This is a genomic window from Erwinia pyri (genome assembly GCF_030758455.1).
Taxonomy (GTDB): domain Bacteria; phylum Pseudomonadota; class Gammaproteobacteria; order Enterobacterales; family Enterobacteriaceae; genus Erwinia; species Erwinia pyri.
The window spans coordinates 3,893,483-3,919,548 of sequence record NZ_CP132353.1 but is presented as its reverse complement, the minus strand read 5'-3'; the positions used below and the strand labels follow the sequence as shown (position 1 = coordinate 3,919,548).

Below are 26,066 nucleotides of genomic sequence, written 5' to 3'. Positions count from 1 at the left end.
ATTAACGGCGCGTCAGCAGGACGCCCAGTACCACACCAATGGCGGCACCAATTCCTACGCTGGTCCAGGGGTTTTCACGCACGTAAACATCAGCCTGATCGGCTACTTCACGTGAGGTTTGAGCAATACGCTCACCAGAGTCGCCCAGGCGTGCACGGGTATCTTTTAGCGCGCTCTGCGCTTTGCTGCGCAGCTTGTCCAGCTCGGTTTTGGATTTGTCACCGGTGTTGCTCAGCACTTCTTCCAGCGTATCCGCCAGGGTTTTCAGTTCTGCACGCAGATGTTCAGACGTAGTATCTTTTGACATGACAAACTCCTTTGATGGTCAGTAATGAGAGTCCGGTGCCCTTACTTTAGTAAGGTGCAGCCTGAACTTCCTTCAGTTCTTGTTCTGCTTCTGCCAGTTTCCTTTCACGCTTGGCAATTTTTTTACTGTCATCGCCGTCCGCTTTTTCTTTCTCCAGCTCTTTCTGCCGCTCGGCCACTTTTTGCTTCTGCTCAGCAATCTTATCCTGATGCTGCGCCTTCAGCTTTTCATCGGTGCAGCCCGCTTTCGCTTCCGTCAGCGCGCGCTCCAGGCCGGTGACACGACGTTGATTGTCATGTTTCTGGGCCAGGTCGATTTCATGCTGAATTTCCTGCTCTTTTTGCAGACACAATGTGTCCGCAGCACTGGCAAATGTGGTCAGAGTAAACAGACTGAGTCCGAGGAGAGTGCGGTATTTCATGCTTATTGTTACCTTCCATTGTGTTGGGTCGCTGGACGACCCGGTAGTCCTGAAAAACGAATCGGGTCTCTCTGGCCTGATAAGCATAGTCAGAAAACCTGAAAAGCTCAAAAAGAGAGAAGATTCTTAGGGATAGCTTGCTGAACCGGCGAAAAATTAGCCTACCGACTGCTTTCGCAGGGTAAGGCGGTTCATTAACTGTGAGGAGCCAGAGGGATCGATCTGGCCAATATCGAAGCCATGGGGCAGCATCTGGTGCAGGACCTTCTCCGCCGCAATGCTCTGTTCTTCGGTATCAAAACGTATCACCAGCGAGTTATTGTCCGGCGTGATGCTCTTGATGGGGATCCCCTCGGCATTCAGCCGCTGATAAACATAAAACCCATCGGGCAGCGTAGTGCCCTGACGCGAGACGCGAATTTGCAGGGCGGTCTCATTACGGAAAAGTGAAGGGACAAATATCACCATCATCAGCGCCGCAAGAGAAACTATGAGGATAGAGAACACCCGCACAGAGAGATAAGGTTTGAGCAGAGCCAGCATTATGAATTTCCTTTCTCATTGTTCGCGCTGCGCTTTTTGCGCCAGAGCACGACCAGTGAGCCAACCAAACCAAAGACCAGCAGCACCAGCGGCAGCAGCATCAGACAGAACATCAGCTGATCTTCGTATTTGCGAAAAATAGGGGTCTTGCCCAGCGCGAAGCCCAGCACCGTCAGAATCAGCACCCACAGCAGTGCGCTAATCCAGTTAAAAAACTGGAAGCGGGCATTACTCAGGCCTGAAAGGCCAGCGATAGTGGGCAGCAGCGTTCTGACGAAGGCAATAAAGCGGCCGATAAGCAGCGCAGAAAGACCATGTTTGTGGAAAAGTTGATGCGCCCGCTGATGATATTGCGCGGGCAGGTGCGACAGCCACTTTTGCACGGTAGGGGTGTTGCCCAACCATTTTCCCTGTAAATAGCTGACCCAGCATCCCAGGCTTGCCGCCGTGGTAAGAATAAACAAGGTCATAGGGAAGGTTAAGGTCCCTTTAGCAATCAGTACGCCCACTAATACCAGCAGGCTGTCACCAGGCAGGAAAGCAGCGGGAAGCAGGCCATTTTCCAGAAAAAGGATCATAAACAGGACAAAATAGATGGCCCACACCAGAGTAGGGTCGGAAAGAGTGACGAAATCTTGTTGCCAAAGCGCTTGAACCAGGGCTTTAAAAATATCCATTGGGTGTTCCCGAACATCATTGTTTACGGTGTTCTGCACGAGGCCGGCGCGAAGAGTTAATCGTTATTATGAGCGCGGCACCCAGTCTGAACACAGAGACTATTATGGTTAACAGGCAAAAACGGAACGCCCCCTGAATACCGTCTCAAACGATAAGAAAAGGCGCTTAACTGTAACAAAATACCGGCGAATGAGACAGGAGAAACTCGTCGCCAAGGTTGTTTTACAGGGCCTGGGAGTCAGGTAAAAGAAGTTTTACACAGGCTGACATTATAGCGCTTATTTTGAAAAGAATGGCGGGAAAACGATATTTAGAAAAAAGCGATTTATCAGCATTTGGGCTGTAAAAAGCTTTGAGTGGCCTGTTTCCAGAGTCGTATTCCATTTTCCTTATTTACTGCTGGCGAAAATCTCTCCACAACGGTTTTTTATACACAATTAAACCCTGAATGTGTGATCGAACCTGCAATTACCCGGCGAGGAGAGGGACAACCCTGCTGTTCCCTTTTAAACATGAAGCCATTGGTCGGCCATTCTGTAGCGCTGACTTACTCTCAGGTTTCAGGTAAAGGATAGGGCTATGCCAGCATTGAACCGCAAAAATTTCCCGGGGCGGGCTCACCCGACAAAAATCATTCAGTTCGGTGAGGGCAATTTTCTGCGCGCTTTTGTTGGCTGGCAAATTGACCTGCTGAATGAACATACCGACCTTGATGCGGGCATTGTTGTAGTGCGCCCGCGCAACAGCCAGAGCACGCGGAGCCTTAATGCCCAGGATGGGCTCTATACCACCCTGATCCGTGGAGTGAACGAGCAGGGGGAAGTGGTGAGCGAACCGCGGCTTATCCGCTCAGTTAATGCAGAGATCCACCCCTGGCGGCAATACGAAGCCTTTATGGCGCTGGCCAGGGAGGAGGACATCCGCTTCGTTTTCTCTAATACCACCGAAGCCGGTATTCACTATGACCCAAACGACGGTCTGGAAGATACGCCGCCCGCCAGTTTTCCCGCCAGGCTGACGCAGTTGCTGTTTGCCCGCTGGCAGCACTTTTCCGGCGCCAGCGATAAAGGGTGGGTGATGCTGCCCTGTGAGCTGATTGATGACAACGGCGAGGCGCTGAAGGCACTGGTGCTGCGCTATGCGCACTACTGGGCGCTTCCCTCTGCCTTTGTGCAGTGGCTTGAGCAGCACAACACCTTCTGCTCAACGCTGGTCGACAGAATTGTCACTGGCTATCCGCAGGACGCCGCTGAAATCCAGCAGCAGCTGGGCTATCAGGATGAGTACCTGGTGGCGGGAGAGATCTACTATCTGCTGGCGATCCAGGGGCCAGCCTGGCTGGAACAGGCGCTTTGCCTGGATAAGTTTCCACTGAATATCCGGTTGGTGGATGACATCAAACCCTACAAAGAGCAGAAGGTAGCGATACTGAACGGAGCGCATACGGCCATGATGCCGGTCGCTTACCTCGCCGGACTGGATACGGTTGGGGAAGCGATGGCCGATGCAGAGATTGCCGCTTTCGTTGACAGCACGCTGAGAGAGGAGATTATCCCTGCGCTTTCCCAGCATCCTGATGAGCTCAACAGCTTTGCCGATGCGGTGCTGAGCCGCTTCCGTAATCCTTTTATCCGTCATCAGTTACAGGCTATCGCCCTGAACAGCATGGCCAAGTTTCGCACCCGTTTACTGCCCCAAATCCTGAGGCACTGTGAGTTGCATGGCGAACCGCCTGCGCGTCTCACCTTTGCTTTTGCCGCCCTGCTGGCTTATTACCGCGGCAAGCGGGGAGAAGAGAGCTTTGCTTTGCAGGATGATGAAGCCTGGCTGACAACGTTCGCCACGCTGTGGCAGCAGGTCGATAGTGGAAAAATGGCGCCGCAGCAGCTGGTTGAAGCGGTGCTGAGCGCATCGGGTCACTGGGGCGAAGAGTTAAACAGCGTCAGCGGCCTGACCGCCACGCTGACAGAACATTTGCAGCGCATTGTCGGCGATGGCATGCGTCAGGCATTGATGCGTTTGAACTGAGGAACAACAGATGCAGCGTTACATTAAAATTCATCCAAACGATAACGTGGCGGTAGCTTTAACCGATCTCGCTGAAGGCGAACGTCTGAGCCTGGAAGGGCTGGAGGTGATCCTGAAGCAGAGCATGGAGCGGGGGCATAAATGTGCGCTTCAGCCGCTGGCCGTGGGCGATCTGGTGGTGAAATATGGCCTGCCCATCGGTCATGCCACCGTGCCGGTAGCGGCCGGTGAGACGCTGCATTCCCATAACACCCGTACCAATCTGAACGATCTGGATGAGTACAGCTATCAGCCCGACTTCGCTACCTTACCGCCTCAGGCTGGCGACCGTGAGGTGCAAATTTTCCGGCGGAAGAATGGCGACGTCGGGATCCGCAACGAGCTGTGGATATTGCCAACGGTAGGTTGCGTAAACGGTATTGCCAGGCAGATGGTTACCCGCTTTCTGAAAGAGAGTAATGACGCGGCGGGCATTGATGGCGTCCACCTCTTCACTCACCCTTTTGGCTGCTCGCAGCTCGGGCAGGATCATGAAAATACCCGCACCATGCTGCAAAATATGGTGCGCCATCCCAACGCGGGCGCGGTGCTGGTGATTGGGCTGGGCTGCGAAAACAATCAGGTGGATATCTTCCGGGAAACGCTGGGCGATTATGATGCTGAGCGCGTACATTTTATGGCGCTGCAACAGCATGATGATGAGGTCGAGGCCGGGCTGGAACATCTTCGCCAGCTGTTTGAGGTTATGCGACACGACCAGCGCCAGCCAGGCCGCCTGAGCGAACTGAAATTTGGCCTGGAGTGCGGAGGCTCGGATGGCTTGTCCGGTATTACCGCCAACCCGTTGCTGGGGCGTTTTTCCGACCAGATGATCGCCAACGGCGGCACCACGGTGCTGACCGAAGTGCCGGAGATGTTTGGTGCTGAGCGGATCCTGATGAGCCGCTGCCGCGACGAAGCGACGTTTGCCAAAACGGTAAGTATGATCAATGACTTTAAGCGCTATTTCATCGACCACAATCAGCCGATCTACGAAAACCCGTCGCCAGGCAACAAAGCGGGCGGCATCACCACGCTGGAAGAAAAGTCTCTTGGCTGTACGCAGAAGGCGGGAGAAAGTCAGGTGGTTGATGTACTGAAATATGGTGAACGCCTTCATCAGCCGGGCCTGAACCTGCTCAGCGCGCCAGGTAATGATGCGGTGGCAACCAGCGCGCTGGCAGGCGCAGGCTGCCATATGGTGCTGTTCAGTACCGGACGCGGCACGCCTTACGGCGGTTTTGTGCCCACGGTTAAACTTTCCACCAACAGCGAGCTGGCCGCGAAAAAACCGCACTGGATTGATTTTGATGCCGGGGTATTGATCAAAGGAACGGAGATGTCGGTGCTGCTGGAGAAGTTTGTCGATACGCTGGTGGAGATTGCCAATGGTCGCCAGACCCGTAATGAACAGAACGATTTCAGGGAGCTGGCGATTTTCAAAAGCGGCGTCACGCTCTGAAGAGGGCATAAGGCCACAGCAGGGAAACAGAGCAGGCTCGCCACCTCGGGTGACGAGCCTGCTGTAAAGCGGTGCTGGGCTGACTCTTCTGCCAAAGCTCACTCAGAGTGAAAATTCCTCAGCAGAAGCCCGCTTTGCATCTCAATGCTGCTTCAACAGCCTTTCAGGCGCGGCGTTCCTGATGGCGATCTTCAGCCATGCAGGCCGCGGCCGTAAAGAGAATATCCGCCGAGGAGTTCAGCGCGGTCTCTGCGGAATCCTGCAGCACACCGATAATAAAGCCCACCGCGACCACCTGCATGGCAACCTCGTTCGGAATACCAAACATATTACAGGCTACCGGGATCAGCAGCAGCGAGCCGCCCGCCACGCCAGAGGCGCCGCACGCACAAATGGAAGCCACCAGGCTCAGCAGGATCGCGGTACTGATATCGACCTGAATACCCAGCGTGTTGACTGCCGCCAGCGTCAGCACGGTAATGGTGATTGCGGCACCCGCCATACTGATGTTCGCGCCAACGGGAATCGAAACCGAGTAGGTATCCTCATTCAGATTGAGCTTTTTCGCCAGCGCCATATTCACCGGAATATTCGCCGCAGAGCTGCGGGTAAAGAAGGCGGTTACGCCGCTTTCGCGCAGGCAGGTAAAGACCAGCGGATAGGGATTGCGGCGGATTTTCCAGTAGACCAGCAGAGGGTTAAACACCAGCGCCATCAGCAGCATACAGCCAATCAGCAGGCAGAGCAGGTGCGCGTAATCCCACAATGCAGAGAATCCGGTCGAAGCCAGAATCGAGGCCACCAGGCCAAAGATACCGATGGGGGCAAAGCGGATCACAATGCGCACCAGATAAGTCACGGCGTTGGAGGCATCATTCAGAAAAGCGCGCGTAGTGTCACTGCTGTGGCGGAACGCAAAGCCCAGGCCAATTGCCCAGACCAGGATCCCGATGTAATTAGCGTGCATCAGCGCATCAACAGGGTTCGAGACCATGCTCATCAGCAGGCCGTTCAGCACTTCCAGAATCCCGGAGGGCGGCGTGATTTGCTGGCTGGCATCGGTCAGCGTCAGGGTCTGCGGCAGCAGATGACTGAACACTACGGCGACCACGGCGGCGCAGAAGGTGCTCAGCAGATAGAGGATGATGATGGGGCGGATGCTGGTTTTATTGCCGTGCTTATGGTTAGCAATAGAGGCAATCACCAGAACCATCACCAGCAGCGGCGCAACCGCCTTCAGCGCGTTGACAAACAGGGTACCCAGCAGGGCAACGGAGAGCGCGCTCTCTTTGGAGAACCACGCCAGCGCAATCCCGGCCACCAGGCCGATCATGATTTGGCTCACCAGGCTTCCCTGCATCAGGCGCTGCACCAGTCCGGGACGACTTTTTTCCATACTCATAATAAAAAACCATTTTTGTTATTAATAACAATGCGCACCAGCATCGTTTGCGCTGGATAGTGCGGCATCGGTGTGTTTGCGCGGGTGAGTATAAGGAAATGTGATGGCAGGGGAAGGGAAAAGTCTCGAAAAATTGAGGTCGGTAAGAATTGGCGGGCATTAAAGGAAGATCTGGCGGTAAGCGATACGGAGGGCTGGTCTTAGCCAGCCCTTCGCCAGCGGCACGATTATTTGCTTAGCTGCTTCTGGTCGTTGCGATGATTCACCCAGGCATTAACCAGCAGCGTGACGGCAAGAATGCCCCCCACGGTTGCCAGCGAGATCGACACCGGGATGTGATAAAAATCGACGATCAGCATTTTCACACCGATAAATACCAGCACCACAGCCAGGCCATACTTCAGCATGTGGAAGCGCTCTGCGACGTTAGCCAGCAGGAAGTACATTGCGCGGAGGCCCAGGATAGCGAACAGATTGGAGGTCAGCACGATAAAGGGATCGGTAGTGACGGCGAAGATGGCAGGGATACTGTCAACGGCAAAAATAACGTCGCTCAGCTCCACCATAATCAACACCAGCAGCAGCGGCGTGGCGAACAGCACGCCGTTACGGCGCACAAAGAACTTCTCGCCTTCCATATTTTCCGTCATGCGCAGATGGCCCCGCAGCCAGCGCACAACCGGCTTGTCGCCGACGTTGCTTTCTTCATCGCTGCCGCCCTCCATGCCCATCTTGATCCCGGTGAAGATCAGGAACGCACCGAACAGGTAAAGGATCCAGCTGAACTCAGAGACCAGCCAGCTTCCGGCGAAGATCATAATGGTACGCAGGACGATAGCGCCAAGAATGCCGTAGATCAGCACGCGGCGCTGGATGGCAGCAGGCACTGCAAAGTAGCTGAACAGCATCAGCCAGACAAAAACGTTATCAACAGCCAGCGCTTTTTCCAGCACGTAGCCTGTCAGGAACGCCAGAGTTTGCGTATTGGCGACTTCACGGCCGATATTGCCGTCGAGATACCACCAGAAACCGGCGGCGAAAAGCAGAGAAAGGGTGATCCACAGCAGCGACCAGAGCGCGGCCTGCTTCATTGACATGGTTTGTGCGCCGCGTCTCCCCTGTAAGAAGAGGTCGATAGCCAGCATGATGATGACGATGACGGCAAAGCTGCCCCACAGCAGAGGCGTGCCAACAGATTGCATAGCGATATCCTGTAAAATGAGAATTGGCTTTCAGTGGAAGGCTGCCTCCTTCAGAGAAGGTGAACAGGTTCCGTTAAGGCCAGGTCTCACTCACAGCAGGCACATCGTCCTGTTGCCCGACGACCGGATATCTGTGGATATCGTGCTGACGATCGTTCGGCGTTGAAGTTACTCCCCTATGCTGCGCCAGAAGATAAGGGCTGGCGCAGCATAGGTCAATCACAACTGGACATATTTAGAAATATTTACACAGACGCAAGATCGTCAGCGGGGAAGACGACGCCAGTTTGACGACGGATTTCGGTCAGCAGCTTTGCCGTTGTCCGTGAGGTGGCAAGAGCCGCATGGTCGATCTCGTTCGTTTCCACCAGCCGGGCGAACGTTTCGGCTTCATACAGCATGGTATTGATATGCTGCGGATAACTGAGATCCTGGCTTTTTGCACCGCGTGGCATAAAGCTGACGCGCTGACATTCAGAGACCTGCTCAATCACCAGCGACCCCTGTTCGCCCTGAATCTCGCTCGGCACCCCAGACTGGCTGACTTTGGAGTGCAGAATGGTGACGTCAAAGTCGCCATACTCCAGGATCGCTGTTCCGTGTGCATCCACGCCGCTTTCCAGCAGAGAGGCGGTAGCGGTAACACGCTCAGGCTCGCCCCACAGACTGACGGCAGTAGCCAGGCAGTAATAACCGATATCCATAATGGAGCCGTTTGACCAGGCAGGGTTAAAGGTGTTGGGGTTCTCGCCATCAAGGTAGCGCTGATAACGCGAAGAGTACTGGCAATAGCTCAACAGCGCCTTACGCAGCTTGCCCAGTTTAGGCAGCGCCTGCTGTAAAATCAGGAAATTAGGCAGGCTGGCGGTCTTGAAGGCTTCAAACAGCACCACCTGATTGTCTCGTGCGCAGGCGATCATCGCCTCCGCTTCCCGCAGGTTAGAAGCCAGCGGTTTTTCACAGATCACATGTTTTTTATGCTGCAGGAACAGCAGCGACTGCTGGCAGTGCAGGGCGTTGGGGCTGGCGATGTAGACCGCATCTATCGCCTCTGACTGCGCCATCTGCTCCAGCGAGGTAAAAAGATGTTCAACGGGATAATCTTTGCTGAAGGCCTGAGCCTGTTCCAGCGAGCGGGAGTAGACGGCGGTCAGCTTCATTTTGCCGGTTTCATGGGCGGCATCGACAAACTGGCGGGTTATCCAGTTCGTCCCTACAACTGCGAAGCGTATCATGCGTGTTTCAGTCTCCACACGTTTTGGGCGAAATTGGGGCAGGAGAGGACCCTGCCCACGGCGTTATCGATCAGAGTAGCACGTGAGTTGCCGCGGGCAATGGCTAAAAAAAGCGAAGCGCGCCGCGCAGTGTGGCACTCTGTTATCCTGCCTCAGGCAGTTTGATTTTTACCGTATCCTCTTTCACGATAAGAGAAAATGCGCGCATTAGGGTGAGCAAAGATAATGACGACGGGCAGTAAACACGCACTGAACTGGACCAGCATTCTGGTTGCTATCCCGGTAGGTCTGGTGGCCACGCTGGTGACGCTGGGGTTCCGCCAGTTGATTGAACTTATCAACTCCGTACTCTTTGGTACGCAGCAGGATGTGACCCAAGCGATCGGCGTCTACCCGTGGTATCTCTGGCCGGTGGTGGTTGGGCTGGGCGGCGTAATTGCCGGTTTTTTCCTGCGTTATGCTACCGCTATTGAACAGAAAGAGACGGTCCGCACCGACTACCTGGAGGTGATCAACGCCAGGCTCGACGCCGTTCCCACCAAAACCTCCCTGTTCCGCGCACTCTCTTCTGTTGCCAGCATCAGCAGCGGCGCTTCTATCGGTAAAGAGGGGCCGATGGTGCAGCTTTCTGCGCTCAGCGGCAGCCTGATGGGGCGGTTCTGCTTCCGCCGTCTGGCGTTGAAAAACAGCGATATTGTGGCAATGGCCGCCGCCGCCGGGCTCTCCTCTGTCTATCATGCGCCGCTGGCCTCCGCTATTTTTGTGGCGGAGATTGCGTTTGGCATCTCCGCCTTACAGCGTCTGATCCCGCTGATTATCTCCTCTGGTGTGGCGGTGCTGACCATGTGGACGCTGGGTTACCGTTCCGCCATCTACCCTTTTTCCCACGCTCAGTTTGACCTGACGCCCGGCAATATTCTGCTGACGGTGATCGTGGGTCTGCTGGCGGGCCTGGTGGGCTGGTCGATGATCTGGCTGATCGGCCAGAGCAAACAACGTTTTGGCCGCATCAAAAGCCTGCCGTTCCGGCTGGGATTAGGGGGCGTTATCGTCGGCGCGATGGCGGTAGGCAGCAGCAATATTCTGGGAAACGGCTATGAAGTGATTGTGGAAATCATGGCCGGAAGCTTTGTGCTGAAAGGGCTGATTGTGCTGCTGGTGCTGAAGATGATCGCTACGGCAGTTTCAGTGGGGTCCAACGCCGTTGGCGGCCTGTTTACTCCCTCGTTACTGATAGGGGCGGTACTTGGCGTGATAGTGGCAACGCTGGCCAGCCTGGCTGGCTGGCCGGTCAGCAACACGGTGATTTTTGCCGCGGTGGGAATGGGGGCGGTGCTCGCTTCGGTCAGCCAGGCCCCGCTGATGGCGATGCTGATGGTGCTGGAGATGACGCTCAACAGCAGCCTGCTGTTCCCCACCATGATCGCCTGCGTGCTGGCCTCAATGACCGTCTACCGGCTGCAGTCCAGCAGCACCTATCCGGTGATTGGCAATCACTTCAGCCGCTCCGACGCTAAATTCGATTTCGATAACGGCATTATCTCGCAGTTCATTGTGTCGGGCGCCGCGTTGAAGCCCGGCGATACCGTGGGAAAAGCGCTGGCGGTCAGCTCACTGAAGCGTGAACGTTTTGTCTATGTCATCAGCGATACCGGTCAGTTTATGGGCGCAGTCTCGATGCACGATATCGCCAGGAAAGTGCTGGATAAAGAGATCACGCTGGATTCGCCGGTGAGCTGCGTCATGGATGATTCATTCCCCTATATTTATGAGAACCAAACCATCACCGAAGGGTGGGAAGCGTTTGCCAGAGTAACGCTGGAGCGCTTGCCGGTGCTGAATAATCCGCAGGAGAAGAGATATCTGGGAGCGCTGACCAAAACCAGCCTGATCCAGAAGGCAAAAGAATTCCTGTAGCCTGAAAGTGGTGCCGTGCCACGTTCCGCGGCTGCTTGCAGGGCGATCAGCCCTCACGTCCCCGCAGAGCCTGTTCGGTCAGCCAGAGGCGGGTATCGAATTCGAGCTGATGATAGTCCGGTTCCATATGGCAACAGAGCTGGTAAAACGCCTTGTTGTGATCTTTCTCTTTGATGTGCGCCAGCTCATGCACCACGATCATACGCAGAAAGGCTTCCGGTGCCTGTTTGAAAATGGTCGCCACGCGGATCTCAGCCTTGGCCTTCAGCTTGCCGCCCTGAACGCGGGAAATGGCCGTATGCAGGCCCAGAGCATGCTTCATCACCTTGATTTTACTGTCGTAAATCACTTTATTCAGCGGCGGCGCATTGCGCAGGCTCTGATTCTTCAACTCCAGCGCATAGTCATAGAGCGCTTTATCACTGGTAATGGCGTGGCTGGCCGGATAGCGCTTTTGCAGGACCTCCGCCAGACGCTGCTGATCGATCAGCGTTTGCACCTGTGACAACAGCGTTTCAGGGTAACCTTGCAGGTAAATAAGCGACGACATGCAGACTCCAGGAAAGAAAAAAGTTTACTGTTAGCCCGTTTTAGGGGATAAAACGCGGGAATTTTACCATTAAGGTCATCCCATGAGCCAACTCGAACTGAGCCACCGCACGCTGACGCTGCACCGTTTCCCTCAAACGCGCGAAGAGAGCCCGCTGCAGGCGTGGGATGCCGCTGATGAATATCTGCTGCAGCACGTGGCAGACGACCAGACTACCGGACCGACCTTCCTGTTCAACGACACCTTTGGTGCGCTGGCTTGTGGGCTTTACGGCGAAGAGCTCTACAGCATCAGCGACTCCCTGATGGGCGAGCTGGCTACGCGGCAGAACCTGAATCTGAATGCGATGGATGAAGGCGACGTGAAGTTTATCAACAGCCTTGCTCCGCTGCCGGTTGCGCCAGCACGCGTGCTGATGAAGATCCCCAAAACGCTGGCCTTGCTGGAGCACCAGCTCCGCTCTCTGCGCAGCGTTGTGACGCCAGAGACGCAGATCATCGCCGCAGGTAAAGCCAAAGATATTCATACTTCCACACTCAACCTGTTTGAACGTGTGCTGGGCGTTACCACCACCTCGCTGGCGGTGAAAAAGGCCAGGCTGATCTTCTGCCAGCCAACGTTGCCTGCGCTGGAAGAGGCCCCCATGACCTCCATCTGGCCGCTGGATGACACGCCATACGAGATCCATAATCACGCTAACGTCTTCTCGCGAAGCGGCCTGGACGTAGGCGCGCGCTTCTTTATGGCTAATCTGCCGGAGAATATCGAGGGCGAAATCGCCGACCTGGGCTGCGGTAACGGCGTGATTGGCCTGACGGCGCTGGATCAGAACCCGGCGGCAGAAGTGCACTTTATTGATGAGTCCTGGATGGCTGTTGCCTCCAGTGAGATGAACGTGGAGGTGAACCGTCCGGACGATATGGATCGCTGCCACTTCTCGGTCAACAATTCGCTGGCTGGTTTCCCGTCGAATACCTTCCACGCGGTGTTATGCAACCCGCCGTTCCATCAGCAGAATACGCTGACTGACTATATTGCCTGGCAGATGATGCGCGATTCTTATCGCTGCCTGCAGCAGGGCGGGGAACTGCGTGTGGTGGGTAACCGTCATCTGGATTACTACCGCAAAATGAAGAAACTGTTCGGCAACTGCACTACCGTCGCCTCTAATCAGAAATTCGTTATTCTGCGTTCAGTGAAGATGCGCTAAATCGCAACTGGGTTCAGCGTAAAAAAGGCGGGCCGTGTTAACGCTCCGCCTTTTTACTGCGTGGAATTCGGTGCAGTCAGCTGAGCTTACGGATCCAGGAAAAGCGCTGCTGATAGCCGTGATCAAAATGGGTATTACGGCGATAGCTGGCCTTCTCCTCCGCCATGCAATAGGTGCAGATCTGGCTCAGCTCAATCTGCGCTTCCGGCACGCCTTCACGCATCGCCACTCTTTTAGCCAGCAGCGGCAAATCGAACCACTCTCCCTGTGTGGTTGCCACTGCCTGCGGCCGCAGGGCTTTTGGATTGGTGGGCTGAGAGGAGGTGAAGGCGAGAAGGGGGGCAATATCCGGCGTCTCCTGCCCGATGCGGGCAAGGCGCTCTTCACCCAGCTCATAGCAGCAGGGGCCAATAGCGGGGCCTACCGCAACTATCAGGCTCTCTGGCGTTGCGCCCCGCTCAATCAACAGGCGAAGCGTATTAACCAGCACACCAGAGAGTGCGCCGTTAAGACCGGCATGTACCGCTGCGACCTGCTTGTGGCGGATATCCGCAATCAAAATCGGCAGGCAGTCGGCGGTATAGACCGTCACCGGGCGCGTGCCTGTGCCAATCAGCCCGTCCGCCTCGCGGCTTTTGACCGGCAGCGCCTCTGTGTCCAGCACTACCGTGGCGCTGTGGCGCTGTTGATTATAAATACTCTCTTCCGGGGGGCGTTCTCCGGCAACCTGGAAAGCGTGCTCAAGCCACGTCAGCCGGGATAAGAGTGGGGAATAGTAGGGTTGCGGCATGATCCGGTCCTTATCAGCGGTCGGCGGACTAACATTTTCTTCACAATATGAGGAAGATGCTACAGTTTTAAGGCACTTATTTAAAAGCCTTTCCGCTATCCCTGACAGGAGATCCTGCATTTTGAAATTGAAAACGTCGTTAAGCGTGGCCGCCCTGATGGCGCTGGCCCTCTCCGGCTGCGCGCAGCAGAAAACGGATGCCGCTAATCAGCTCAACCAGCAGTCGGTTATGGCGCTCAACTGGTTCCAGCAGTCGGGTGAATATCAGGCGCTGGCTTATCAGGCGTTTAACTTCGCCACGCTCGCTTTTGATAAAGCGCCGTCGCTGACCGGTAAGCCTAAAGCGGTGATTGTCGATCTGGATGAAACGATGATCGACAACAGCGCCTACAGCGCATGGCAGGTCAAAGCGAACCAACCCTTCTCCGATAAAACCTGGTCAGGCTGGACGCAGGCAAAACAGGCTCTCGCCGTACCGGGCGCGGTCAACTTTGCCAACTATGTCAACAGCCACGGTGGCACGATGTTCTATGTCTCCAACCGTGATAATCAGGATGCTGCCGCCACGGCAGAAAATCTCCGGCAGTTGGGCTTTACCGGCGTAAATGACAAAACGCTGCGTCTGAAAACCGACAGCTCCAACAAGCAGGCGCGGTTCGATGCCATCAGAGCAGAAGGGTACAACGTGGTGCTGTATGTGGGAGATAATCTCAACGATTACGGCGCAGCGACCTATCATCAGGGCAATGCCCAGCGCCGGGCTTTCGTGAACCAGAACAACCGCCTCTTTGGCACGCAATTTATCATTCTGCCTAATCCGCTCTACGGAGACTGGGAAAGCGGGTTAGGCGAAGGGTATAACAAGCTCACGCCAGAACAGAAGCTGCAAACCCGTGATGCCAATTTGAAGGCGTGGAGCGGAAAGTAGCGATCGGCACGCTGGCAGGAGGCAAGTTGTTACCAGCATGCTGAGATGAAAGAGAGAACTGGCCGAAACCAGCGCGGGGTGAAAATCTTAGTCTGTCGAGCAGGATATCGTTAAAGAACAAAGGTATCCTGCCATCACCTACGTTGGATTAAGGCGGCCGACTTCAGATTGCCAGCGCCAGCTTTGTGCCCTGAGCGATCGCCCGCCGCGCATCCAGTTCCAGCGCCACGTCAGCCCCACCGATAATATGCACCGGCTTGCCCGCTGCCCGTAACGCCTCTTCCAGCGCCCGTTCAGGCTCTTGTCCGGCACAAATCACCACGTTGTCTACCTCAAGTAGTACCGGCTCGCCGTCGCGCAGGATCTGTAACCCACGATCGTCAATCTGCAGATACTGCACGCCGCCCCACATCTTTACCGCCCGCATTTGCAAGCTGGCACGATGGATCCAGCCGGTGGTTTTACCCAGCCCGGCGCCCGGTTTGCCGGGTTTGCGCTGCAGCAGCCAGATCTCGCGTTCTGGTTCGGGCAGAACAGGCGGCACTATTCCGCCCTGGTGCTGCAACGTCTGGTCAATTCCCCACTCCCGACAAAACGCCGCCACGTTCAGGCTGGTTGACTCGCCATGCTGGCTGAGATACTCCGCTGTATCAAAGCCAATGCCGCCTGCGCCAATTAAGGCCACGCGTTTCCCTACCGGTTTTTTGTCCCGCAGCACATCCAGATAGCTCAATACGCAAGGATGATCGATGCCTGGAATGTCTGGCCAGCGCGGCGTCACGCCGGTTGCCAGCACCACTTCGTCAAAATCAGCGAGCTGGTCCGCCGCCGCCGTTTCGTTCAGCCTGAGCCTGACGCCCGTCAGCGCCAGCTGAGTGCGGTAGTAGCGCAGCGTTTCGCTGAACTCCTCTTTTCCCGGTATCTGCCGGGCAATATTGAACTGACCACCGACCTCGGCAGCGCGATCAAACAGCGTGACCTGATGCCCGCGGGAGGCAGCATTCACGGCAAAAGCCAGGCCGGCGGGGCCAGCGCCAACGACTGCCAGACGTTTTGTTATCTTCGCTGACCGAACGGGCATCTCCGTTTCATGGCAGGCGCGGGGGTTCACCAGGCACGACGTTATCTTCCCGGCAAAAATTTGATCCAGGCAGGCCTGATTACAGCCGATGCAGGTGTTGATCTCACTGCTGCGGCCAGATTGCGCTTTTTCCACCCACTGCGCATCGGCAAGAAAAGGGCGCGCCATCGAGATCATATCGGCACAGCCTTCATCCAGCAGCGCCTGGGCGACATCGGGATGATTGATGCGGTTAGTGGCGATGAGTGGAATATGCAGATGCTGCCGGAGCTGTTTCGTCACCCAGCCAAAGGCAGCGCGAGGCACCGAGGTGGCGATAGTCGGGATCCGTGCCTCATGCCAGCCAATGCCGGTGTTGATAAGCGTTGCGCCTGCGGACTCAATAGCCTTTGCCAGCCGCACCGTTTGCGGCAGCGTGTTGCCCTGTTCCACCAAATCCAGCATGGAGAGCCGGAAAATAATGATAAATTCGCGTCCGACAGCTTCCCGCACCGCCCTGACAATTTCTATCGCAAACCGCATGCGGCGGGTTTCATCTCCGCCCCACTCATCATCACGATGGTTGGTTCGCGCGGCGAGAAACTGATTAATCAGATAGCCTTCCGAGCCCATGATTTCCACCCCGTCATAGCCCGCTTCTTTTGCCAGCGCGGCGCAGCGGGCAAAATCCCCAATCAGCGCCAGAATAGCCTCTGCCGTCAGCTCAAGCGGCTTAAAAGGGTTGATCGGCGCCTGAAGCGGGGAGGGCGCCACTAAAGAGGGCTGATAGCTGTAGCGGCCGGCGTGCAGGATTTGCAGCGCAATTTTGCCGCCAGCCTGGTGTACCGCCTGAGTCACCTGGCGATGGTTATCAAGCTGCTCCCGGTGGTTCAGCACGCTTGCCCCCGCCATAACTACCCCTTCAGGTGAAGGAGCAATGCCGCCCGTCACAATCAGCGCCACGCCAGCGGCTGCCCGCTCGGCATAAAAAGCGGCCAGACGGCGCGGGCCGTCAGCATGCTCTTCCAGCCCGGTATGCATCGAGCCCATCAGCAGACGATTTTTCAGTTGGGTAAAACCCAGATCCAGCGGCGAGAACAGAGAAGGGTTCATAGGAGCCTGAAGTGAGTGGTCGGATGAGTTGTACTGTAGCGGCGAAAAGCCCGTTCGGAAAGTGTTGTTAACCGGAGTGTGATGCGCCGCCAACTATTTAGCCTGCCAGGCGGCGCAGGCGGTGAAAAGCAGCTACACCTGATTCATCTTCTGGCGACTTTCTTCAAGGAAATACAATGCCTGTAACCATTATAGCGGTTGGCGTGATCCTGCTTTTAGTGCTGATGATCGTCTTTAAAGTGAACGGCTTTATTGCCCTGGTGTTTGTCTCTGCCGTGGTTGGCGTGGCGGAAGGGATGACGCCGCTGGCGGTAGTGGCATCGATTCAAAAAGGGATTGGCGGCACGCTGGGAGGCCTGGCAATGATCCTCGGTTTCGGCGCTATGCTGGGCAGATTAGTTTCGGACACCGGCGCAGCGCAGCGGGTGGCGACCACGCTGATCGCCGCCTTCGGCAAAAAACATCTGCAGTGGGCGCTGGTGGTAACCGGGCTGATTGTCGGGCTGGCGATGTTTTACGAAGTGGGCTTCGTCCTGCTGCTGCCGCTGGTGTTTACTATTGTGGCTGCCGCGCAGATGCCGCTGCTCTACGTAGGCGTGCCCATGGTGGCAGCACTTTCGGTAACGCACTGTTTTCTGCCGCCCCATCCCGGCCCCACGGCCATTGCCACCATCTTTGGGGCAAATATTGGCACCACGCTGCTCTATGGCCTGATTATCACTATCCCAACGGTGATTGTCGCCGGGCCGATTTTCTCCCGCTTCCTGAAAAGTTTCGAGCGTGAACCGCCTGAAGGATTATTTAATCCGAAGATCTTCGAAGAGCATGAGATGCCCGGCTTCTGGATCAGCATCTTCGCGGCGGTGATCCCGGTGATCCTGATGGCGATTGCCGCCGTCTGCGAGCTGACCATGCCGAAGGAAAATGGGGTCAGGCAGTTCTTTGAATTTATCGGCAACCCGGCCGTTGCGCTGTTTATCTCTGTGGTGGTCGCCGTGCTGACGCTGGGACTGCGTAACGGGCGTAAGATGGAAGAGGTGATGGAGATGTGCGGCAGCTCCATTGCCGCTATCGCGATGATTGTTTTTATTATTGCGGGCGGTGGCGCATTCAAGCAGGTGCTGGTGGACAGCGGCGTGGGTAATTACATTGCCGATCTGATGAAAGGCTCGTCGTTGTCACCGCTGCTGATGTGCTGGACCGTGGCGGCGATGCTGCGGGTGGCGCTCGGCTCGGCCACCGTCGCGGCTATTACTACCGCCGGGATTGTTACGCCAATCATCGCCATTACCCATACCGATCCAGCGTTGATGGTGCTGGCTGTAGGTTCGGGCAGCGTTATCGCCTCCCACGTGAACGATCCGGGCTTCTGGCTGTTTAAAGGGTACTTTAATCTGACGGTGGTCGAGACGTTGAAAACCTGGACGGTGATGGAAACATTGATCTCATTCCTGGGACTGGCGGGCGTATTGATCCTGAATGCCGTGATCCACTGATGCCTTCTGGCCCTGGTTAAGGCAAAAACAGGACCGGCAAAAGTTCAGTCACCCCAGCCTTGTTTATAAAGCCCCGCGATCTGCGGGGTTTATTCTGTGTAAAGATGTTAAAAAATTTCAGAGTGTTTCTGACGATACTTGATAAATAGCGTTATTACTACCTGACTTATCTGTCCATAGTGAAACAGATGAAAAGCCTTATTCCCTCTCGTTTTAATTCCCTTCAGGCAGTTACAGAACCCTTAATAGGACAATATTAAAATGAGACGACTGTTTCATGAATTTTCTTTTCAGGAATAACTTTTACTTATATCTCAATAACAATAAAAAATAAGTGGTTATTATAACTTATTGAAAATAATGATTTAATGTAGCTTGAATTTCTGCTTTTTAACTTGTTTTTTCCTGAAGTTAAAAAATCAATATTTTATTAATTAATTTAAAAAAGATTACATTTCACTTTATTTTAATCTGCCAGGATAAATCCTAATAATTAAGTCCATTCTAAAATGTCAGAACTTATTACATCAGATATGTACATACTGATGCAGAGAGTAATTCCCGATTAACACTTATTTCAAACTATTAACGCCTGACCCGATCCCTGATTCCAGCAAAGAGAGACTGTATTTTGACGACACTTAAACCCCTGTTAGTGAAAAACCGCAGTTGGGCCTTACAGCGCCGCCAACGCAATCCACAGTACTTTCATCAGAATGTGCATTCGCAGAAGCCCCATTCGCTCTGGATAGGCTGCTCTGACAGCCGCGTACCGGCAGAAGTGCTTACCGGTGCCCATCCGGGAGAACTCTTCGTTCACCGTAACATCGCCAATATGGTGGTGGAGGGGGACGATAACTTTATGAGCGTGCTGCAATATGCGCTGGAATACCTCAAGGTTTCACGCATTGTTTTGTGCGGTCACTATGGCTGTGGCGGCGTACAGGCGGCGTTCGCTCTGCCTGGCATTCCCTTATCCGACGAAAACTCCCCGCTGGCGCGGCGCATAACACAACTGCGTGAAGCTCTCGCTCCCGGCCTGGCTAAGACCGCAAGCATCGAGGATGAAACTGAGAAACTTAATCAGCTGGTCGAGGCGAATGTCCTGGCACAGTTCACTCACCTTATCGCCGCAGAGCCTGTTCTTAACGCGTGGCGTGCCGGTGTGCAACTGGACGTGTTTGGCTGCGTCTACGATCTGCAGTCCGGGCATCTGAAAGAGTTAATTCAACACAGTGCAGAGGAACCTTCTCCATGAATCTGAATACGCTTCGCCGGGACATCCCGGCTGGTCTGGTTGTGTTTCTGGTGGCTTTACCCCTCTGCCTGGGGATTGCACAAGCCAGCGGACTGCCGCCGTTTGTGGGCTTACTGACTGGCGTGATCGGCGGTCTGGTCGTCACCACCTTCAGCCCGTCAAAATTTGCCGTCAGCGGTCCGGCTGCAGGTCTGGTCACTATCGTTACCGGCGCTATTGAAACGCTCGGCTCTTTCTCAGCGTTACTGTTTGCGCTGATCGTCGCTGGCGTGCTGCAATTCTTGCTGGGCGTGATGCGGGCAGGGCGATTTATCACGCTGGTGCCGGGAACGGTAATTAAGGGCATGCTGGCGGCCATCGGTATTTTGCTGATAATCCAGCAAATTCCTGTGGCTTTAGGGTCTTCTGAAGAGAGCGAGCTCAGCTCGATGATCACCGGCGGTGCCTTCAGCGTCTCGATCCCGGCCATCGCCGTAGCGGGGATTGGTCTGTTTATCCTCTGGTTCTGGTCGACGCCGACGCTGAAAAAGATCAAGGCGCTGAGCTGGATGCCCGGCCCGCTGGTTGCCGTACTCTTCGGCTGCCTGGTGACGGTGATCGGAGGCAGGATGTTCCCGGAAATTGTCAGTGCGCTGCCACGTATCTCTCTGCCTTCTTTCGACAGCATTTCAGCGCTGACTGGCGAACTGGTACGCCCTGACTGGAGCGTCTGGCAGAATCCGGCGGTCTATATGGTGGCGGTAACGCTTGCCATCGTCGCCAGCCTTGAAACGCTGCTCAGTCAGGAAGCGCTGAAAAAACTACGCCCGCAGAACCCGGCACCGTCGCCGGATAAAGAGATGCGCGCGCAGGGCATTGGTAACCTGATCAGTGGCTTTTTAGGTGGCCTGCCTATTACGGCGGTTATCGTCCGCAGTTCGGTTAACGTCAGTGCGGGCGCGCAGAGTAAAATTTCTATTCTGCTGCATGGCGTATTGCTACTGGTTTGTGGACTGCTCTTCAGCGATCTGCTGAATGCTATACCGTTGGCGAGCCTGGCCGCCGTGCTGCTCTATACCGGTTATAAGCTGGCGACGCCCCGCCTGTTTGTGGAGCATTTCCGGCAGGGTGCGCAGCAGTCTGTTCCTTTCCTGGCAACCATCGGCGGCATTCTGGTATTCGGCATGCTGGCCGGTATCGGTATCGGTCTGGCGACCCAGATTTTGTTCAGCATCTACAAAAGCCACCGCAACGCGATGCAGCTGACGCGCTATGACGACCACTTTGTTCTGCGCTTCCAGCAAAACCTGACCTTTATGCATAATCCACGTCTGCAAGGTCTGCTGGCAGAGATCCCGGAAAACAGCGTGGTGATTGTCGATCATGACAATGCGGAATATATCGATCCGGATGTGAAAGCGGTGCTGAAAGACTTTGGTGAAGGCGCTCGTAAAAGGGGCATTGTCCTGAACCAGTGGCCAGTCCAGCTTGCCTGAAAAAGAGGTTTCAACGTTCTGACATAAACAGAGGATCCGCCACAGGTTTTCACGATCTGCTCATCAGGAGAAAGGATTGGGTAAACTACGCGGCGGGTGCTCTGGATCTTTTTGTCCTGAGCTGTAAAAGTTGCCATACATTCTGCATTCAAGCTTGCCAGCATCTACCTCAAGAGAGAGGGCAATGTCCTCTTCAAACCCTCGCAGGCGAAGTTCTGCTGCTGATGCACAGTTGTGAAGTAGCGAGAGGTGATGTTCCTGATGATAACGGTATGCGGCCAGAGCAGTCAGAGCCTCTGGTGAGAGGCTTTTACGCCCCAGTGCCTCTGTGATGCCTCCTGCAGCTACATAGTCTTCAATCGCAGGGCGGAGGCTGCCATCGGGCCAGCGCTCTCCGCAGGGAATAACCAGAATACGTTTGAAAGCGCTACATGCCCTGGCCGTTGCAGAGATATTCCTGAAACAGCCGCTGAACACCGCTATCCCTGCCTCTTTTGCCCTGAATGAAATTGTTGAACCATTAGGAGAGGGTAGCACCAGGCTTTCGCCCTTTTTTATATTCTGTATTGATAACGGGGAGAGGCTGTAGCCCTTACCGCTGAACCTTCGGTCAAAGCTGGCCGTATTCACTCCCATACTGATCCCATATTCCAGTGCTGATTCATCTTTCCACGGATAGGGATAGATATGGGCACCGTTATCAACGGCCAGACTCACACATGTTGAAAATGACATCACATCCACCACTATCACACAGTCAGTTTCGTCAGCGAGATAGTCTACGGCAGACAGACTCCATTCAAGACGAACTTCAAATCCCTGCTGGCTGTACCATTCCATGACATCTTCTCCAGTGTGGTAAACAGAATATCTGAACTTAGCGTGGCTTCAGCATTAAATTGAAACATGATGACTGGTCAGAACGTTTCCCGCATATCTGTGGATCATCAGCGAAGGCGGATCGTTTACCGGTGGGACATTCGCTGAACCAAACCAGAGAGGATTGGCCGGACAAATTGAGCCGCTGATGAAAGCGGGTATACCAGCAAAAATTCCCGCAACCGGCCGGTGGACGTGCCCGGAGGCGATGGCAAGCGGCTTATCGGGTATTTGCCTGAGCAGTTCGGCAAGCTGGCTGGAACCGTCACACATAGTGCTATCCAGTGTAGGTATGCCAGATTCAAAAATATGATGGTGCAGGAACAGAAGCGATGGCGGTGTAGTTACACTTTGGAGCTGTTTTTTCAGCCATGCAAGATGATTGATGACATTACCAGAGATTTTGTTTTCAACGGTTGTGTCCAGGCCTGTCAGGCGCAGATGCTCGGTTTCATAGACAAAATGCAGGGAGTCTCCAGGCGCATCACTGGCCCACTGGTTCGCTCCCCATACCGAACGCATCAGGTGGCGATCGTCAGAATTGCCTGGCAGAATCAGGGATGTCCATTTTTTCAGCTTCAGCCGCTCAGAAATCAGGTGGTACCCTTCACCCCATCCAGCGTCAATAAGATCGCCTGTCAGCACCAGAACATCCGGACTCAGCTGATCCAGCCATTCAAGCGCTCTGTCAAACCGACTCAGATTGTCGTTATCCTGGGAAGCATGAATATCAGAGACTTGTGCTATCAGCATTTTTCTTCCCCGGAATGGACGGTAAAGCCACTATTATGAGTCGTCTTTCAGATGCTGGCCATTTTGCCACTAACGGTCTTTATTCAGACTTTCATATGTGTTGCATAAATAGCGGATCCGCCTCGGGTTTTCACGAGCTGCTCATTAACAGGTGAGGGGGATTGGGTAAACTACACGGCGGGTGCTCTGGATCTTTTTGTCCTGAGCATGCGTAAGGGACAGAAAGAGAAAGGCCCCACACGATGTTAATCTGAGTGAGGCCAACCCTTATGCGTAGCAACATAAAGGTAGCCTTTTACCTGCTGAAAAGCAACGGAAGAAGGAAGCCAACGATGGCACATAAACTGCTCTTCCTGAGCCTGCTGGTGGTCTGCGTGACGGTGTTAATCTTCACCTGGCTGACCCGCGGCTCGCTGTGCGAACTGCATATCAAACAGGGAGGAACAGAGGTTGTCGCCAGCCTGGCTTACGAAGCCGTAAGGTAAGGCAACCCAACGGCGGGACTCGTTCCCGCCTGTTGGATGTTGCGGCATGATCCAGCGGCACCCTCCTTATTCAGCCAGGTTAAGTCCTGCTGGCATTGCATAATGCCGATGTATTTTTCCGCCTCAATTAGTCTTTTTAGTTCACTTAATCCTGCCTGTAGCCTGCTTCAACAAGGGTGCTAAAAACTGTCCCTGAACTCTTTCATTGCAAAAGGTATAATGCGCTCTATGCTTCGTGAGCAAAATTGCAGTGTAGAGGGACTAAAATGAGATTTAACGGCCTGACAAAGGGATTTTTTATTCTGATCCTGTTTATTGTGACAGTGGCTTTTCTTGATGTATTGGGGCCGTATTACTCCTCGGTATTATGGGCTGCTATCCTGGCAGTGATCTTCCATCCGATGAAAACGAAAATCAGACAGCTGATTGGTGAAAGAAACGGGTTGGCCTCGTTTTTAACCCTGGTGGTGATCTGTGTGATCGTCTTCACGCCGTTGGTGGTGATTGCGTCATCAATGGCGATTGAATTCAACGTTGTTTACACCAAGCTGCAAAATAACAATACCCAGCTTCCGGTGATCTTTGCAGAAGTGATGCAGCATCTGCCTGACTGGGCGCGTCATTTCCTTTCAGAACATCAGCTGGATACAGCAACGAACATTCAACAAAGGCTGTCGCAGTTCGCTCTGCAGGGGAGCCAGTATCTTGCCGGCAGCGCCTTCCTGATCGGTAAAAGTACGTTCAGCTTTACCGTAGGTTTCGGGATCATGCTGTACCTGCTGTTTTTCCTGTTGAAAGATGGCGCTTACCTGGTGAACGTCATCCTCCAGGCGTTACCGCTATCAAAATATGTGAAGCACCATCTCTTCATGAAGTTTGCTGCCGTTTCTCGTGCCACGGTGAAAGGAACTGTTGTAGTAGCCGTCGTGCAGGGCGCGTTAGGGGCGCTGGCCTTTTGGATCACCGGTATCGAAGGTATCTTGCTGTGGGGTGCATTAATTGCCTTCCTCTCCCTGATCCCTGCAGTTGGCTCCGCCATTATATGGGTACCGGCAGCCATCTTCTTTTTTGCTTCTGGCATGCTGTGGAAAGGGCTGTTTATCGTCGGCTTCTTTGTGGTGGTTGTCGGCCTGGTTGATAACATTCTTCGCCCATTATTGGTGGGCAAAGACACCAAAATGCCGGACTACCTTATTCTCATCACCACGCTGGGTGGAATGGAGATTTACGGGATTAACGGTTTCGTTATTGGCCCGCTGATTGCCGCCATGTTTATCGCCTGCTGGAACCTGCTTTCCGGCCGCGATAACCGTAATAACAGCGATGAGATTGATGAAGATTTCATCGAGGAAGGGAAGGCACCACCTGAGACTTGATTAAGGTGGGGTTTACTTGAGTCAGATGCAGCAGCCCTTTGGGGCTGCTTTTTTTATATTTATGATCTGTGGATTTTGAAGCAGGGGGGCCCGCATGAACTGGCTTCCAGCCGATGGAGTGCTGTGAATTGGGCACTGTGCGTGGTTTCTCACGCCACATCTCTCCACCGGAAGCCGTTATCATTTCTGGCGCGCACTGATATAAGGATGGCACCCATGTCCTGCCGCTCCAGTAGTCGTTGTTGAGCAAACACATAAAGCAATCTACCCTTAAGATACGTTACCTGCGGGTTAGCATCTCTTTGTTTCAAAAACGTTAATTAACCGGAGGTCAGATGACATGCAGTCATGAGACAGTAAAAAGTAGTGGCATTATATTCTTCGATGTAAATGAGACACTTCTGGACACCACTGAATTAAAAAATTATCTGGCGAGACGACTGGGGAACAGGCCTGATATAGCTGAATCCTGGTTTACATCATTGTTGCACTACTCCCTGGTGGAATCGGTGACAGGCAGCTGGCACAGTTTCGGAGATATAGCGGAAGCAGTACTTACCATGACGGCCGGACGTTATGATATTACCCTCACAGAAGACCCCGTTTCAGTTGCAGATGTTCTGGCATCAATGCCTGCGCATTCTGATGTTGCTGAAGGGCTGTCTGCATTAAGGCAACAGGGCTTTACCCTTATTGCGCTGACCAACTCCTCTGCAGCGCTGGCGGAAAAGCAGCTCGTTTCAGCGGGCCTCATGTCATTTTTCAGCAGAGTTCTAAGCGTTGAACAACCCCAAGTCTATAAACCTGATCTGAGAGTGTATCAGTGGGCTATACGCGAGGGGGGCAGACCCGCCGCGCATTGTATGATGGTGGCTGCGCATGGCTGGGATGTAGGAGGGGCAAAACGGGCAGGCCTGAAAACAGCGTTCATTACTCGTAAGGGACAGTCTCTTTATCCGCTGGCGCCGGCTCCCGATTTTGTGGTCAGCGATATCCGGGCACTTTCGGACGTAATAAAGCCGCTTTGCTGAGCAGATAATGCAGCTGCCGGCACGCTTTACGGTCCGCTTCTGAACAGAGAGGGTTCATTTTAAGTTACCACTGCTCTGAAGGTCTACGGCACGGAAATGACAACGACATGGCTCAACTCGCAGGATACCTTTCAGTACTCTGTGTCCTGATAACAGGTGATGTAGCATGTGGATTACATCACCCATTACGTCAACTGTAATGCCAGAAAACAAAAAAGACTCAGCCAGTTTCCTGTCTAAGTCCTTGATAAATTTGGTGGCCCCTACTGGACTTGAACCAGTGACCAAGCGATTATGAGTCGCGTGCTCTAACCAACTGAGCTAAGGGGCCTGCGGCGCAGGATTATAATGTAACTTGGGCATGCAATCCAGCAGTTATCATCCGGTTGGCTGTTTTCCAGGCACTCAGGCCTTCAGCCGAACTGATT

General features: G+C 54.2%; 23 protein-coding genes and 1 tRNA gene. 11 read left to right on the top strand and 13 right to left on the bottom strand.

The window, feature by feature from the left end:
- Position 1 precedes the first annotated feature (1 nt).
- The 4 genes from Q3V30_RS18540 to Q3V30_RS18525 form a co-directional block, all read right to left on the bottom strand.
- Complete coding sequence (locus Q3V30_RS18540) at positions 2–307, bottom strand: ElaB/YgaM/YqjD family protein (protein WP_306208296.1); 306 nt, start codon at positions 305–307, stop codon at positions 2–4.
- Between the two features lie 46 nt (positions 308–353).
- Entirely contained in the window at positions 354–728 is a 375-nt protein-coding gene (locus Q3V30_RS18535) for a DUF1090 domain-containing protein (protein WP_306208294.1), read from the bottom strand.
- Between the two features lie 156 nt (positions 729–884).
- Entirely contained in the window at positions 885–1,271 is a 387-nt protein-coding gene (gene mzrA / locus Q3V30_RS18530) for an EnvZ/OmpR regulon moderator MzrA (RefSeq protein WP_306208292.1), read from the bottom strand.
- The gene (locus tag Q3V30_RS18525; protein WP_306208289.1) at positions 1,271–1,948 is read right to left on the bottom strand and encodes a DedA family protein; all 678 of its coding nucleotides are present in this window, start codon (positions 1,946–1,948) and stop codon (positions 1,271–1,273) included. Before Q3V30_RS18525 ends, mzrA begins: the two co-directional genes overlap by 1 nt.
- A 580-nt stretch (positions 1,949–2,528) precedes the next feature.
- On the opposite strand from Q3V30_RS18525, the gene Q3V30_RS18520 reads away from it, so the two are divergent.
- Both Q3V30_RS18520 and Q3V30_RS18515 read left to right on the top strand, forming a co-directional pair.
- Positions 2,529–3,977 (top strand): tagaturonate reductase, encoded by a 1,449-nt coding sequence (locus tag Q3V30_RS18520; protein WP_306208287.1) that lies wholly within the window; start codon positions 2,529–2,531, stop codon positions 3,975–3,977.
- A 10-nt stretch (positions 3,978–3,987) separates the two neighbouring features.
- Complete coding sequence (locus Q3V30_RS18515) at positions 3,988–5,478, top strand: UxaA family hydrolase (RefSeq protein WP_306208285.1); 1,491 nt, start codon at positions 3,988–3,990, stop codon at positions 5,476–5,478.
- Positions 5,479–5,641: 163 nt separating this feature from the next.
- Here the strand turns inward: Q3V30_RS18515 and sstT are convergent, their stop codons facing one another.
- From sstT to Q3V30_RS18500, 3 genes are all read right to left on the bottom strand, one after another.
- Positions 5,642–6,874 (bottom strand): serine/threonine transporter SstT, encoded by a 1,233-nt coding sequence (sstT, locus tag Q3V30_RS18510; protein ID WP_428979270.1) that lies wholly within the window; start codon positions 6,872–6,874, stop codon positions 5,642–5,644.
- Between the two features lie 233 nt (positions 6,875–7,107).
- Positions 7,108–8,082 carry a TerC family protein gene (locus tag Q3V30_RS18505; RefSeq protein WP_306208281.1) on the bottom strand — a complete coding sequence of 325 codons (975 nt, stop codon included), beginning with the start codon at positions 8,080–8,082 and terminating at the stop codon, positions 7,108–7,110.
- A gap of 245 nt (positions 8,083–8,327) precedes the next feature.
- Positions 8,328–9,317: a Gfo/Idh/MocA family protein gene (locus Q3V30_RS18500; protein ID WP_306208279.1), complete on the bottom strand. Its 990-nt coding sequence runs from the start codon at positions 9,315–9,317 to the stop codon at positions 8,328–8,330.
- Positions 9,318–9,542: 225 nt separating this feature from the next.
- Between Q3V30_RS18500 and Q3V30_RS18495 the strand changes: the two genes are divergently transcribed.
- Positions 9,543–11,234, top strand: coding sequence for a chloride channel protein (locus Q3V30_RS18495; protein WP_306208276.1), 1,692 nt, complete (start codon positions 9,543–9,545; stop codon positions 11,232–11,234).
- 46 nt (positions 11,235–11,280) lie between these two features.
- Here the strand turns inward: Q3V30_RS18495 and Q3V30_RS18490 are convergent, their stop codons facing one another.
- The gene (locus Q3V30_RS18490) at positions 11,281–11,784 is read right to left on the bottom strand and encodes a M48 metallopeptidase family protein (RefSeq protein ID WP_306208274.1); all 504 of its coding nucleotides are present in this window, start codon (positions 11,782–11,784) and stop codon (positions 11,281–11,283) included.
- Between the two features lie 82 nt (positions 11,785–11,866).
- Here Q3V30_RS18490 and rlmG point away from each other — a divergent pair, with 82 nt between their 5' ends.
- Positions 11,867–12,994 (top strand): 23S rRNA (guanine(1835)-N(2))-methyltransferase RlmG, encoded by a 1,128-nt coding sequence (gene rlmG, locus Q3V30_RS18485; RefSeq protein ID WP_306208272.1) that lies wholly within the window; start codon positions 11,867–11,869, stop codon positions 12,992–12,994.
- A 76-nt stretch (positions 12,995–13,070) separates the two neighbouring features.
- On the opposite strand, the gene Q3V30_RS18480 is transcribed toward rlmG, so the two are convergent.
- The gene (locus Q3V30_RS18480) at positions 13,071–13,784 is read right to left on the bottom strand and encodes a purine nucleoside phosphorylase YfiH/LACC1 family protein (RefSeq protein ID WP_306208270.1); all 714 of its coding nucleotides are present in this window, start codon (positions 13,782–13,784) and stop codon (positions 13,071–13,073) included.
- 121 nt (positions 13,785–13,905) lie between these two features.
- Here Q3V30_RS18480 and Q3V30_RS18475 point away from each other — a divergent pair, with 121 nt between their 5' ends.
- Positions 13,906–14,712 carry a 5'-nucleotidase, lipoprotein e(P4) family gene (locus Q3V30_RS18475; protein ID WP_306208268.1) on the top strand — a complete coding sequence of 269 codons (807 nt, stop codon included), beginning with the start codon at positions 13,906–13,908 and terminating at the stop codon, positions 14,710–14,712.
- A 163-nt stretch (positions 14,713–14,875) separates the two neighbouring features.
- Here the strand turns inward: Q3V30_RS18475 and Q3V30_RS18470 are convergent, their stop codons facing one another.
- The gene (locus tag Q3V30_RS18470) at positions 14,876–16,885 is read right to left on the bottom strand and encodes an NADPH-dependent 2,4-dienoyl-CoA reductase (protein WP_306208266.1); all 2,010 of its coding nucleotides are present in this window, start codon (positions 16,883–16,885) and stop codon (positions 14,876–14,878) included.
- 176 nt (positions 16,886–17,061) lie between these two features.
- On the opposite strand from Q3V30_RS18470, the gene Q3V30_RS18465 reads away from it, so the two are divergent.
- The 3 genes from Q3V30_RS18465 to Q3V30_RS18455 all read left to right on the top strand — a co-directional run bounded on the left by Q3V30_RS18465 (position 17,062) and on the right by Q3V30_RS18455 (position 21,114).
- Positions 17,062–18,381, top strand: a complete 1,320-nt coding sequence (locus Q3V30_RS18465; protein ID WP_306208264.1) for a gluconate:H+ symporter — start codon at positions 17,062–17,064, stop codon at positions 18,379–18,381.
- Positions 18,382–19,012: 631 nt separating this feature from the next.
- Positions 19,013–19,639, top strand: a complete 627-nt coding sequence (locus Q3V30_RS18460; protein ID WP_306208262.1) for a carbonic anhydrase — start codon at positions 19,013–19,015, stop codon at positions 19,637–19,639.
- On the top strand, positions 19,636–21,114 hold the full coding sequence (locus tag Q3V30_RS18455; RefSeq protein ID WP_306208260.1) for a SulP family inorganic anion transporter: 1,479 nt from the start codon (positions 19,636–19,638) through the stop codon (positions 21,112–21,114). Before Q3V30_RS18460 ends, Q3V30_RS18455 begins: the two co-directional genes overlap by 4 nt.
- A 63-nt stretch (positions 21,115–21,177) precedes the next feature.
- On the opposite strand, the gene Q3V30_RS18450 is transcribed toward Q3V30_RS18455, so the two are convergent.
- Both Q3V30_RS18450 and Q3V30_RS18445 read right to left on the bottom strand, forming a co-directional pair.
- Complete coding sequence (locus tag Q3V30_RS18450) at positions 21,178–21,954, bottom strand: 2-phosphosulfolactate phosphatase (protein WP_306208258.1); 777 nt, start codon at positions 21,952–21,954, stop codon at positions 21,178–21,180.
- A gap of 54 nt (positions 21,955–22,008) precedes the next feature.
- Positions 22,009–22,746 carry a metallophosphoesterase gene (locus Q3V30_RS18445; protein WP_306208256.1) on the bottom strand — a complete coding sequence of 246 codons (738 nt, stop codon included), beginning with the start codon at positions 22,744–22,746 and terminating at the stop codon, positions 22,009–22,011.
- Between the two features lie 332 nt (positions 22,747–23,078).
- Between Q3V30_RS18445 and Q3V30_RS18440 the strand changes: the two genes are divergently transcribed.
- The 3 genes from Q3V30_RS18440 to Q3V30_RS18430 all read left to right on the top strand — a co-directional run bounded on the left by Q3V30_RS18440 (position 23,079) and on the right by Q3V30_RS18430 (position 25,638).
- The gene (locus Q3V30_RS18440) at positions 23,079–23,231 is read left to right on the top strand and encodes a Hok/Gef family protein (RefSeq protein WP_306208255.1); all 153 of its coding nucleotides are present in this window, start codon (positions 23,079–23,081) and stop codon (positions 23,229–23,231) included.
- 266 nt (positions 23,232–23,497) lie between these two features.
- Positions 23,498–24,607, top strand: coding sequence for an AI-2E family transporter (locus Q3V30_RS18435; protein WP_306208254.1), 1,110 nt, complete (start codon positions 23,498–23,500; stop codon positions 24,605–24,607).
- A 335-nt stretch (positions 24,608–24,942) separates the two neighbouring features.
- Complete coding sequence (locus tag Q3V30_RS18430) at positions 24,943–25,638, top strand: haloacid dehalogenase type II (protein WP_306208253.1); 696 nt, start codon at positions 24,943–24,945, stop codon at positions 25,636–25,638.
- 254 nt (positions 25,639–25,892) lie between these two features.
- On the opposite strand, the gene Q3V30_RS18425 is transcribed toward Q3V30_RS18430, so the two are convergent.
- Positions 25,893–25,969, bottom strand: a tRNA-Ile gene (locus Q3V30_RS18425).
- Between the last annotated feature and the right edge of the window lie 97 nt (positions 25,970–26,066).